Origin of the sequence: Streptomyces sp. NPDC048659 (assembly GCF_040650575.1) — a bacterium.
Taxonomy (GTDB): Bacteria; Actinomycetota; Actinomycetes; order Streptomycetales; family Streptomycetaceae; genus Streptomyces.
The window spans coordinates 1-12,998 of record NZ_JBEZHM010000046.1; the positions used below are offsets into that span (position 1 = coordinate 1).

A 12,998-nucleotide genomic window follows, 5' to 3' on the forward strand; every position below is an offset into this window, starting at 1 on the left:
CGTCGAGCACGGCTACGACCTGCTGGCCGGCCGGCAGCTGTGTCGCTGGTGACGGCCACTGGTCTGTCGGCGCAGGCGGTAGCTGCTTCCGCGCCGGTGGGCAGCGAGCCGGAGTTCCCGGCTACTCCGGTGTCGTCGCCGGCGGCGGACGATGCCGGGCGGGGCAAGTCGTTCTGGCAGGGCGGCCCACTGCCCGAGGCGTCAGCCGAGCAGGCGGCTTCACGGAAGGCGGCGGAGACCGGGCAACGTGTCCCGATCGACAGCCTGACCAGCGAGAACGGCATGGTGTTCGCGAACAGCGACGGCACCTTCACCGCCGAGACCTCACCCACGGTTGAACGCGTCCTCAAGAGCGGGCGCTGGACCCCGGTCGACACCACGCTGGTGCGGCGTGCCGACGGCCTGCTCGAGCCGAAGGCCGGTCAGGATCTGACCGTGTCCGGTGGCGGGACGGGGCCGCTGGCCCGGATGGCTAAGGACGGTCTCACCTACGAGCTCGGCTCGCCATGGGCCCTGCCGAAGCCGACGGTCACCGGCCCCACCGCCGTGTACGCGTCGGTACGTCCCGGTGTCGACCTTGTGGTGCAGGTCCGGCCCGACGGGTTCACGCAGAACCTGGTCGTCCACGACCGGGCCGCCGCAGCTGATCCCGCGCTCAAGAGCGTCCGCTTTCCGGTCACGACGCACGGGCTGGACATGCGTGAGACCGGCGCCGGCAACATGTCGCTCGTCGACAAGCGGGGCCGTGCCGTTTTCTCCAGCAGCGGTGCGCTGATGTGGGATTCCGGGAAGCAGCCTGTGACCCGTGCGGCGAAGACCACGGCCATGGCGCCTACGGCACCGGCCGCCGCGGCGGCGGTCGAGCCGGCCCCCGAAGCCCGTACGGCCGTCGCCGACGTCACCGTCTCCCGTGACGCGCTGTCGGTGACGCCCGACCAGGGCTTCCTCGCCGACTCCGCGACCGCCTATCCGGTTGTCATCGACCCGCCGGCGGTGGCGGCGTCGCTGACCGGTTGGACCACCGTCTGGTCCAACTCGGCCTCGACCTCCTTCTGGAAGACGTCGCATTCGCTCGGTGTCGGCTACGACGCCTGGGTGGACAACAAGAAGGCCCGGTCGCTGTTCCAGTTCGACACGCGCCGGGTGGCGGGCAAGAAGATCCTCAACGCCACCTTCACCCCGTACGCGATCTGGTCGGCGAACTGCACGAAGAAGAACGTCGAGCTGTGGCGTACCGGTGCCATCTCTTCCGGGACGACCTTCGCGAAGCAGCCGGCCTGGTCCGCCAAGGTCGACACGGTGCTCGCGGCAAAGGGCTACGACAGCAACTGCCCAGACGGCGACATCGAGTTCGACGCGACGTCGGCGGTGGCCTTCACCGCGAAGGCGAACGCCACGACGACCACACTGGGTCTGCGTGCCGATGAGAGCGACGCCATCGCCTGGAAGCAGTTCCTCTCGCCCGCCGACCCTGACGCGACGGCTTCGCGCAAGCCCCGCCTGTCGATCACCTACGTCTCGCTCCCGGACGCCACGCCCTCGTACGTCAAGCTCGCCGACCCCAATCTGGCCTGCTCGGCGGCGTCAAGCCCGGCCGGAATCCGCAAGACGACCCCTCGCCTGACGGCTACGCCCACCTCGACCGACGGTTCGAACGCGAGCCTGCGCCCGAACTTCGAGGTCTTCGACTCCGCCAACGCCAAGGTCGCCTCCCTGTCCCCGGGCACGTGGACGGCGAGCGCCACCGCAGGCAGTGTCACCACGGCCGCGCTGACGGACGGGAAGACGTACAGCTTCGCTGCCCGGACCGAGTACCGCTACACCTACGGCGGCGCCACGACGTCGCTGTACGGGCCATGGTCGGCGCGCTGCTACTTCAGTGTGGACACCAAGGTTCCCGACCCCCCGACGGTGACGGGCTCGCCCTACACCGAATGCGCGGGCGAGAACTGCGAGAAGGACCCTGAGCTCGGCAGCGTCGGGATGACCGGCACCTTCACCATCACGACCCCCAACACCGACGTCCGCCGGTTCAAGACCGAGCTCAACGGCGTTGTGATCGACGACAAGACCTACACGTCCAACACCAAGACGCACACGGTGAGGGTCGCCCCGTCGAAGAAGGGGCTCACCACCCTGCGCGCCACCACCTACGACGCGGCGGGCAATGTCAGCGCTCCGGTGGACTACCGGTTCAACGTCGCCGCCGGGAGCAAGCCGGTGGCCGCGTGGTCCATGGACGAGACCTCCGGCACGACGGCCCCGGACACCTCCGAGAGGGGCTCCGCTTCGCTCACCTTCACCGAAGGCACCTCCTGGACGAACCAGGGTCGGCTCAACGGCGCGGTCGACCTGAAGCGGACCACGACCGGCCAGACCACGGCCCCCGTGGTCGACACTCTGAACAACTTCTCCGTCTCCGCCTGGGTGCGCCTGGACAAGGACGACGCCGCAGCGGCGGTGGTGGGACAGCCCGGCACCGTCATGTCCTCCTTCCAGCTCTACTACTCCGCCTACGCCAAGCGGTGGGTGTTCGCCCGCTACTCCGCGGACACGACCAGCGGCGTCACCATCGGAGCGTCCTCGCTCAAGCCCCCCGTACTCGGAGCCTGGACTCACCTCATGGGCGTGTACGACCAGCAGGCAGGCCAGGTGCGGCTCTACGTCAACGGCCAGCTCCAGCAGGTATCGCCCTACACCACACCTTTCGCCGGCAGCGGACCGCTCCAGGTCGGACGGTGGGCGACGGGCGCGGCCAGGGACTATTTCCCGGGCGCTGTCGACCAGCTCCAGGTGTGGAACCGGACCGTTCACCCGGACGAGCTCGGATCCGAGGTGAATGCCAAAGAGGAGGGCACCGGTCGTGAGCGGCCGCGGCTGGAGGCCCATTGGGCCATGGACGAGACGTCCGGCACCGTCGCCTCCGACAGCAGCGGTAACGAGCGCCCCCTGACCCTGGCACCCGGTGCCTCGTTCACCTCCACCGGATCCCTCGGCCGTGAGACCGTACTCGGTCTCAGCGGAGCCGCGGACGCGTCGGCCGGCGCCGCCGTGCCGGTCGACACCTCGGGCAGTTTCACTGTCGCCGGATGGGTCGACGTCACCGAGGACAGCCGGCTCGAGGACACCACGATCGGCCACGCCGCCACGATCATCGCTCACCCCGGCAACCAGACCAGCGCTTTCCGGGTTGTCTACTACCAGCCCAAGGGGCAGTCGGACGGCTACTGGATCCTTGAGATGGCGGAGAACGACGTCGCCGGCGGCCCCCGGACACTGCTGTACTCCTCGCTGACGGAAGCCCCCAAGGGCTGGGTCCACGTCACGGCCACTTACGACTCGGTCACGGGTGCCGCTCGGCTCTTCCTCGGCGGGGTCCGCCAAGGCGACGAACGCGGCGTGCTGATCAAGAACACGTACCAGCCCGGCGGCCTCATCACGGCGGGCAAGTCCCGTATATACCCGACCGGCGCGTGGGGCGACACGCTCCTCGGCCAGGTCGACGACCTCCGCGTCTACACCGGCGCCATGTCGCAGCAGGACATCACCGGCCTCGCCTTCGAGAGCCAGCCTCCGATCGACATCGAGTAGCCCTCTTCCCGAGTCTCCACCAGATCACCTTCACCCACCGGGGTGTGCCCTCACGGCACACCCCGGCCTTCAGAATGCGGAGATCCACGTGTTCGGCACACGACAAGTGCTGCCTACCTGGTCCTGGCGCAATGCGAGCCGACGCCGAATGGCGGCCGTCGCACTGCCCGTGACCACGGCAATCGTCACCACACTCCTCGGAGCAGCCCCCGCCCAGGAATTCGAGCGGGACCACGCTCCCCTCCAGAAAGCCCAGTACGGCAGGGCCGAGACCTTCCAGCCCCGCACCAAGAAGTCACCCGACCACATCCCCGCCGCGGAGACGAAGACCCGCCAGCGGGCCGCTTCGAAGCCCGTCTGGCCCACGGCCGCGACCACCCGCGTCGACCTGCCGGCCGCCGACGGCGCCGCGGCACAGGCCAAGAGCCTGCCCGTCACCCTGGCCAAGCCCACCCCGGGCGGCCCCGCCACCGCGCGCTCCTCGGCCCCCGCCAAGACCGCGGAGACGACCGCCTCCCCCGCCCCGCAGACGGCCGAGGTCCGCGTCCTCGACCGCGATGCCACCGCCAAGCTCGGCATCGACGGCGTCGTCCTCAGCGTCGCGCGAGCCGACGGCAAGACCGACGCCTCCAAGCTGGACGTCGCCGTCGACTACCAGGGCTTTGCCGACGCCTACAGCGGCAACTGGTCCTCCCGGCTGCGCATGGTCCAACTCCCGGCCTGCGCGCTGACCACCCCGGACGAGCCTTCCTGCCGCGCCACCACACCGGTTCCGTCCCACAACGACACCGGGCAGCAGACGGTCACCGCCCAGGTCGCCACTCCCACGGCCACGCGGACGGCCGGCGCGTTCGCTGTGCTGGCCCTGTCCGCCGGCGCCTCCTCCGACCGCGGCACCTACGAGGCCACCGCGCTGTCCCCGTCGGCCACCTGGTCCGGCGGCGGTTCCAACGGCGACTTCAGGTGGTCCTACGCGATGGACGTCGTTCCGGCTCCGGCCGGCCCCGCCCCCGGCCCGTCGATCGGCTATTCCGCCCAGAGCGTCGACGGCCGCACCTCCGCGACCGCCGCCCAGCCGTCCTGGGTGGGCGAGGGCTTCGACCTGCCCACCTCGTACATCGAACGGGCCTACGGAAGCTGTGCCGACGACGGACAGAAGGACAAGGGCGACCAGTGCTGGCGTGAGGACAACGCCTCCATCGTCCTCAACGGAAAGTCCAGCACGCTCATCAAGGACACCCAGAGCGGCGAGTGGCGCCTCCAGGGCGACGACGGCGAGCGCGTCGTCCGCGGGACCGGAGCCGTCAACGGCGACGACGGTGACGCCGGCGACAAGGGCGAGTACTGGACCGTCACCGGCATCGACGGCACCCAGTACGTGTTCGGCAAGAACCAGCTGCCCGGCTGGAGCACGGGTAAGCCCGAGACCAACTCGGTGTGGACCGTCCCCGTCTTCGGCGACGACGCGGGCGAACCCGGCTACTCCGCCGGCACCGCCTTCGCCGCCCGCGCCAAGAACCAGGCATGGCGGTGGAACCTCGACTACGTCGTCGACCCGCACGGCAACGTCATGACGTACTGGTACGACAAGGAGCTCAACTCCTACGCGAAGAACGACGCCACCGGCAACGGCACCGAGTACACGCGTGGCGGCTACCTCAAGCGCATCGACTACGGCCAGCGCACCGACACCGTCTTCTCCACCACCCAGCCCGCCGCGGCCCGAGTGAAGTTCACCGTGGCCGAGCGCTGCATCGCCGTCGCGGGCAAGGAGACCTGCGCCAACCTCACCGCCGCGAACAAGAACGCGTGGCCGGACGTTCCCTTCGACCAGATCTGCAAGAAGGACACCGTCTGCACGGACCAGTCCACCCCCTCGTTCTTCTCCCGCAAGCGCCTGACCGACATCACCACCCAGGTCTACAAGGGCACGGGCACCGGCGCGGACACCGACTACCGCGACGTCAACAACTGGCACCTCGAGCACTCGTTCCCGGACCCGGGTGACGGCTCCAACGCCGGCCTGTGGCTCAAGTCGATCCAGCACACCGGCAAGTCCACCAACGGCACCACGACCGAACCGCTGCCCCCGGTGACCTTCGGAGGCGTCCAGCTCGACAACCGCGTCGACAAGACCGGCGACGACATCCCGCCGTTCAAGAAGTGGCGCGTGCGCACCGTCACCTCGGAGACCGGCTCGGTCCTCACCGTCAACTACTCCGAGCCCGAGTGCATCGCCGGCACCAACATCCCGACCGCGCTCGACAAGAACACCAAGCGCTGCTACCCGGTCAAGTGGATCCCGCCGTCCAACCCCACCCCGGGCACCGACCCCCAGCCCCGCACGGACTGGTTCCACAAGTACGTCACCACCCAGGTCACCGAATCCGACCCCACCGGCGGCGCACCGCTCAAGCAGACCGACTACGTCTACGACCCCGCCGGCGGCGCATGGGCGTACGACGACCAGTCCCCGATCACCCAGGACAAGTACCGCACCTGGGGAACCTGGCGCGGCTACCAGAAGGTCACCACCCTCGTCGGCGAGGCCGCCGGAACCCGCTCCAAGACCGTCAGCCTCTACTACCGGGGCATGAACGGCGACAAGCAGGCCGACAGCACCACACGCGTCGAGAAGATCACCGACTCCGAGGGGACCACGGTCACCGACGAGGAGCAGTACGCCGGTCAGCCGCGCGAACAGATCACGTACAACGGGGCGACCGGAGAGGAGATCTCCGGCACCATCACGACCCCGCGCTCCTGGAACACCGCCTCACGCACACACAGCTTCGGCACCGTCCGCGCCTACATGGTGCGCACACAGACCGAGACCAAGCGCACCCCGGTCGCCGGTTCCGCCGACATCACCTCCAAGGTGAGCACCACCTACGACGAGAAGAGCGGCCTGCCGCTGACCGTCGAGACCGAGGGCGCCGGCACCAAGGACTGCACCGTCACGTCCTACGCCCAGAACACCACCGCCTGGATCCTCGACAAGCCCAAGCAGGTCGAGAAGCTCGCGGTCGCCTGCGGCGCCACACCCAAGCGCACCGGTGACCCGGCCACCACGGACGTCCTCTCCGACACCCGCACCTCCTACGACGGCCTGGCCTGGGGCACCGCTCCGACCAAGGGCGACGTCACCGAGAACGCCCGCGTCACCGGCTACAACGCCGACGGCACCGCCCTCAAGCCGCAGGTCGTCAACACCGCCGCCTACGACGCACTCGGCCGCACCACCGACGTGTGGGACACCAAAAGCACCCGCGTCAAGCACGTCGAGTACACCCCCGCCGCCGGCGGACCGCTCACGTCGACCAAGGTCCTCAACGCCCTCGACCACACGGTCACCACCGAGATCTATCCTGACTGGGGCATGAACAAGGCCAGCGTCGATCCCACCGGCCGACGCACCGAAATGGCCTACGACGCCCTCGGACGCCTGACCGAGGTCTGGTTCGCCGACCGCAAGCGCGCCACCGAAACGCCCAGCAAGAAGATCGAATACAAGATCCAGCAGGGCAAGGCATCCTGGGCGGCCACCAAGTCCCTCAACAACGACGGCAAGACCTACCAGACCGCCTACGTCATCTACGACGCCCTGCTGCGCCCGCGCCAGACGCAGGCACCGGCCGCGGTCGGCGGCGGTCACGTCATCACCGAGACGAAGTACGACACCCGCGGCCTCGCCGTCGAGACCGCGACCGACTACGTCGACACCACCGCCCCCACCGGCGAACTGGCCAACCTGCTGACCGCCGCACCCGGCGGAACCCAGACCGTCTACGACGGCGCCGGCCGCACCACCCTCGCGATCAACCTTGCCAACGGCAAGGAGCACTCCCGCACCACCACCACCTACGAGGGCAACTCCACCACCGTCGAACCACCCGCAGGCGCGGCGGCCGTCAAGGACCTGGTCGACAGCCGAGGACAGCTGTCCGAGAAGCGCGAGTACGACGGCAACAAGGCCACCGGCTCCTACACCAAGCTCACCTACGCCTACGGACGCGGGGACCGGCTCACCAAGGTCGCCGACAGCGACGGCAACGCCTGGACGTACGAGTACGACTTCCTGGGCCGCCAGACCGGCACCACCGACCCCGACGCCGGCACCACCAGGACTGAGTACGACGACCTCGACCAGGTGGCCGTCACCGAGGACGCCCGGGGGAAGATCCTCAGCTACACCTACGACAAGCTGGGCCGCACGACCGGAAAGCTCCGCGACCGCATCCCGGTCGTCAACAATCTTCCGGCCCTCGACGACAGCAAGTACCTCTCCCGCTGGACCTACGACAGCATCGCGACCGGCCAGCTCACCTCGGCCATCCGCTACGACGGCGGCAAGGCCGGCAAGGTCTACGCGGTCACCAACGCCGCCTACGACCCGCTCTACCGGGTCCTCAGGGAGCAGTACACCGTCAACACCGGTGAGGAGGCCACCGCGGGCACCGGCGTCTACACCATCACCAACGCCTACAACCGCGACGGAACCCTCCAGCAGCGCACCATCCCCGCCATGGGCGGCCTCGGCCTCGAGGTCCTCGTCTACGGCTACAACGACCAGCGTCTGCCGACCACACTGGCGGGCCTGACCGGCATCGTCCAGGACACCAAGTACCTGCCGGCCGGCGAGCGCATCAACACGACCCTCGGTGTGTCCTCCACGGCGAAGTGGGTCGATATCGCCCAGTCCTACGAGTCGGGCACCAAGCGGCTCGCCCGCCAGACCATCATCGCCGAATCCCGCGGCAGCACGGACGCCGACGTCCACTACCGCTACGACCCGGCCGGCAACCCCGTCGAGGTCGAGGACAGGTCCACGGCCACCGGCGACCGCCAGTGCTACACCTACGACGGCCACCGCAGGCTCAAGACCGCCTGGACCGCCACCGCCGACTGCGCCACCGCACCCACGGCCGACACGGTGGGCGGCGTCGCCCCCTACTGGAAGTCGTTCACCTACGACACGGCCGGCAACCGCAAGACCACGACGGACCACCTCACCCAGGGCGGCGCCGCCACCAGCACCTACAACTACGGGGAGAAGACCGCCGGCGGCACCGTACGCCCGCACCTGCTCTCCAGCACCGCCACGTCGCCCGACGAGACGGTCGCCCCGACGACCAAGTACACCTACGACGAATCGGGCAACACCCTCACCCGCACCACCGGCACCGACACCCAGAAGCTGGACTGGGGCGCGGAGAACGACCTCACCAAGGTCACCGAGGCCGACGGCAGCGAAACCACCTTCCTCAACGACGCCAACGGCAACCGCCTGATCCGGCGCGACGCCACCGGGTCCACCCTCTACCTCGGCGAGACCGAACTCCGCTACGACAAGGCCACCAAGGCGGTCACCGCCACCCGCTACTACGGCCACGCCGGCCAGACCGTAGCGGTCAGGACGCCCAAATCCCTCACCTGGATCGGCAACGACCACAACGGCACCGCCAGCGTCCAGATCGACGCCACGACCCAGGCACTCACCCGCCGCTACACCCAGCCCTTCGGCGAAGACCGCGGCCCCGCCCCCACCGCCTGGGCCGGCGACAAGGGCTTCGTCGGCGGCACCAAGGACCCGACAGGGCTCACCCATCTCAGCGCGCGCGAGTACGACCCCACGATCGGCCGCTTCATCAGCGCCGACCCGGTAGCCGATCTCAAGGACCCCCAGCAGATCAACGGCTACGCATACAGCAACAACAACCCCGTCACCTTTGCCGACCCCGACGGACGATTCTTCTTCGCGGCACTGGCCATCATCAGGATCGTGATGCCGATCGTCAGAGCGGTACTCCACGTCAAGCACCGCCAGTCCAGCACTCAGGGGTCCCGAACGTCCTCGAGGCAGGGGTCAAGCGGTAGCGCGAGCTACGTCAACAGCGGAAACTCCGCAACATGCGGCAGCGGCTACCCCGCCATGCGAGCTGAATGCGTCACCAACGGCGCTCCGCCGGACGCACGCGCGCAGGGCAGCTTCACCGACTTCATCGCCGGAATGGGACACAACGCCGTTGCTAGCTTCGAGAGCCTAATCGAACTTGCCCCCGGCTGTTGGTTCGAAGACTGCACCGGCGACATGGCCGGCGGCTACGACGATTTCACGTCCGAACACGGAGTCGACACCAACTCGAAGGCTTTCGCGGCCGGCGATGGCCTTGCGACAGTCCTCTCGTTCTTGGGCCTCGCGGGGCTTGTGAGGAACGCCCCTAAGGCTCTAGCGAAGGGTGCGACGAAGACTGCTGATGATGCCCCCAAGATTAGTCCATTTGTGGCAAATGGGGCCGACGTACCCAAAAATATTCGCCGAAAAACTACGGTTGGAGGCGATAATTGGGGAATCAATACAGGGCATAGTTTCTACAGAGGTCACCGTTCTGGGGACTTCCTCGCAGATACGCATCTGCGTGACCCCGATGTAGTCGAAAAGGCTATCATTGGAGATGTCTATAAGAAGATGAAGGAGGGTGAAGTGATCGCTGACCCTTGGACTGGAGAAAAGCCTTTCGCCTCTGAATTTGATGTCATGGTGGATGGCGTTTCGGTGGGGTATCGCGTATCACGTCCCGGTGGTGGAAATCAGTATCAAATCGGCACGTATTGGCCAAATGTCAGATAGGTGAGAACGCGATGTCGGGTTTCATGAAAGCGGCGCGAGATGTAATTCGGGCCAGGGATGGTGAGGCGAAGGGTGAAGACCATGCACTTATCGCCGCTAGTTTCGTGGAGGCGGCGACGTTCGAGGATCCGGACGTTCTGTATAGTTCCCTTCGGACTCTCCTGGAAGAAGATTGGATGGCTCTTCCTGTATGGGCGAGAAATCTGGCTTTTCGGCTCGCCTGCTTGCAGAGGCCGGACGATGTGGAGCTCCTCAAGGCGGCAGCCGCTGATTTGGCGCAGTTCGGCCCTGAATGGGACGAAGAAGTTGATCAACTTGTGAATCGAGTAGATTTCTTGCGCGATTCCTCGTGAAAGCGGCAAGTAAGTAAACGGATCGCCTGTTGATTCCATTTTGCGATGGATACCCTAGATTGGTCAGGGGATTCTTGATCCTGATCAATCTAGGCGATGTGTTCGCCGCGACATGTGAATCTTCGGGAGACGCGTTTATCTGCGAGTGTTCGTGGCCCTTTGTGAGAGGGTTGCCTCAGCCTGCTGATGCCCCGCACGGATCTGCCGTGTGGGGCATTGCAGACGACGAAGGAAGCCGTCCGCCTCGATGAGGTCCAAACCATGAAGGGCCGGCCGGCGAGTGCCGCGTACGCGATGGCGGCCGGAACGGATGATGCGTCAGGTCTGTGACGCGCTGGAGTTGAGCGGCGCGGTACTTGACGACGCGAAGGGCCCTCCGTCAGGCTGTCGAAGGACACCCAGATGTTGAACCTCCGGCCCGGCCACTTGGAACAAGCACGCCGCCGCCAGCGCCCTGACCTCAAAGCTCACTCTGGCGTCCGCTCCGGCATCAGGCTCTCGCCCAGCTCGCAGCCGTCGAGCGAACAACGGTGATCGCCTTGCCGACGGCTCTGTCTCTCACCGCACCGGAGTTGAGACGACGCAGCGTATCCGGATCACGGGCGAACTTCCCGTGACAGACGTGCCGCGCCAGCACCGGCAGGACGAGCCGGACCACTGCGTCGAGGTCGCCTGGACGCGCCGATACGTGCAGATTCCAGCCGTGTTCCAACGTCGGCATGCGTGGATCGTTCAGGTACGACCACGTGCCACCGGCCCCACCAAGACGGCCGCTGATGGAATCGGCGGGCACTGTCAGGGGTTCAGACGACAGGCGTCGCGGAATTCGTCGATGTCCAGAACCTCCTGCACGGCTACGGGCAGGTGAGGAATCCATGAGTTGTCGTGTGAGGAGCAGGAATCAGCCGTCACGGGCCGATGTCCGCCTGGCCAGGGATCCGCTGGACGGAGACAAGGAGGGGCGAACCCGGTGACAAGAGGGACGTAGGGGAGGCGAATGGCTCTGTATCCCCGCAACTCGCCTCCGTTGCCTTTCGCTTCGTGGCCGGGCCGCCGGCGGGCTCACGCTCCGGTGGGCGGCCGGGCCTCGGCCTCGATCCCGGTGTGGGCCTGCGGTCGGCAAGGCTCCGGACGGTGCCGCCTGCGGAGGTACCGCTCCATGCGAGGGCCACCTCGACGGGCGCGGCGATCCGCGGTCGTCGAGCTCGAAGGCGAAGACGTTGGGGTCGGGCTGGAACGCGCTGACGGTTCCGCTTTCCGTCGCGGATCCCACGGGAATCCCCGGACCGTCGATCGCGGCGCCCTGGGCTCCCGTGGGGTGCGGGCGGAGCCGTTCTCGGGCGTCGTGGGGTGTCCGATTCCAGGAGAGGCGGCGCGCCCGGTCTCCCGTCAGGGGGCCCAGGGCAGGCGTACCGCCTCGATCTCCGGGTCGGTCAGCAGCGCTTCAATCAGGGCGGGCGGGCCGGCGACTTTGGTGGCCCAGAGGTCGTAGTCGGTGCACAGGACCCATGAGCGGTCCTGGGGACAGAGGTTGGAGGGGCTGAAATCGGCCGCGGGATTGTCGTAGAGCGGCCCGGCGTTGCCCGGTCGGCCGACCCGCAAGTGGAGGTGGTCGAACGCGACGGTCGCGAGCATCAACGAGTTGTAGTAGGCCTCGCAGGGGGTGTCCGAGGTGGTGGCGCTCTGCTCGGTCAGGACCGCGATCAGCCTGCTCCAGGTGTCACGGTCGAGGCCCCCTCGGTGGGCGGGATGATGCCCAGGGGCCGACTGCCGGCCGCTTGGCGGAGGCGAAGCAGCGGTAGCAGGGCATCAGCCCTTCAGGCACGAGGGGATCGCCGGTGTAGCGCGCGAGTTCGACCCAGCGTAGTCGCCGACGGCCGGGGTGCACTGGGCAGCCCCGGCCGCGTCCCGTGGACACGCTCGCCTCGACGTCGACGCCCGCGAAGGAGTTGGGCCGGAGAGTCCCTCCGTCAGGCGTGCCTGCCGGTACTCGGGCTTACGACACGTCGGCCGGGTCTGGTCGTGCTCGTACATGGCGTGGAGCACCCAGACCGCGTCGGGCGTCGCGGAAGGCATGAATCCGGTCGTGCCGTCGCCGCACAGGTCAAGGAAGCAGGTGGACTCGGGGGATGGCGCGTGCGGCCACTTGGCCGACGCCGGTCCGTCTCGTCGTACATGTACATGTGACCGGTGACCCCGGACCCGGGCCACCGGTCACCCCGTGGCCTCGCGGGCCCGGGAGACCCGTTCGTCGGCGCCCGTCAAGAGGAAGTGGACGGGTGGCAGGGCGAGTTCGGGCATGGTGAGCACCACCTGGAACCGGTCCGGCCACCCGTGCACGGCCGGCGACAGCTGCCGTCCCACGGCGCCGGCAGCAACACCGCCGCGCGCGACGGCGCCGCGGTGGGGGCCCCGCGCCCGCT

The 12,998-nt window shown here is 67.9% G+C and carries 6 protein-coding genes; 3 read left to right on the top strand and 3 right to left on the bottom strand.

Annotated features, from left to right (window positions below; translation table 11 throughout):
* The first annotated feature begins 48 nt into the window (after window positions 1-48).
* The 3 genes from AB0C99_RS28765 to AB0C99_RS28775 all read left to right on the top strand — a co-directional run bounded on the left by AB0C99_RS28765 (window position 49) and on the right by AB0C99_RS28775 (window position 10,575).
* Complete coding sequence (locus tag AB0C99_RS28765) at window positions 49-3,591, top strand: LamG-like jellyroll fold domain-containing protein (RefSeq protein ID WP_362480992.1); 3,543 nt, start codon at window positions 49-51, stop codon at window positions 3,589-3,591.
* A 169-nt stretch (window positions 3,592-3,760) separates the two neighbouring features.
* Window positions 3,761-10,222 carry an RHS repeat-associated core domain-containing protein gene (locus AB0C99_RS28770; protein ID WP_362480995.1) on the top strand — a complete coding sequence of 2,154 codons (6,462 nt, stop codon included), beginning with the start codon at window positions 3,761-3,763 and terminating at the stop codon, window positions 10,220-10,222.
* Window positions 10,223-10,233: 11 nt separating this feature from the next.
* Window positions 10,234-10,575: a hypothetical protein gene (locus AB0C99_RS28775; protein ID WP_362480998.1), complete on the top strand. Its 342-nt coding sequence runs from the start codon at window positions 10,234-10,236 to the stop codon at window positions 10,573-10,575.
* Window positions 10,576-11,065: 490 nt separating this feature from the next.
* Here the strand turns inward: AB0C99_RS28775 and AB0C99_RS28780 are convergent, their stop codons facing one another.
* The 3 genes from AB0C99_RS28780 to AB0C99_RS28790 all read right to left on the bottom strand — a co-directional run bounded on the left by AB0C99_RS28780 (window position 11,066) and on the right by AB0C99_RS28790 (window position 12,939).
* Window positions 11,066-11,296: a hypothetical protein gene (locus AB0C99_RS28780; protein WP_362481001.1), complete on the bottom strand. Its 231-nt coding sequence runs from the start codon at window positions 11,294-11,296 to the stop codon at window positions 11,066-11,068.
* Window positions 11,297-11,964: 668 nt separating this feature from the next.
* Window positions 11,965-12,210, bottom strand: coding sequence for a hypothetical protein (locus AB0C99_RS28785; protein WP_362481004.1), 246 nt, complete (start codon window positions 12,208-12,210; stop codon window positions 11,965-11,967).
* Window positions 12,211-12,789: 579 nt separating this feature from the next.
* Window positions 12,790-12,939, bottom strand: a complete 150-nt coding sequence (locus AB0C99_RS28790) for a hypothetical protein (RefSeq protein WP_362481007.1) — start codon at window positions 12,937-12,939, stop codon at window positions 12,790-12,792.
* Between the last annotated feature and the right edge of the window lie 59 nt (window positions 12,940-12,998).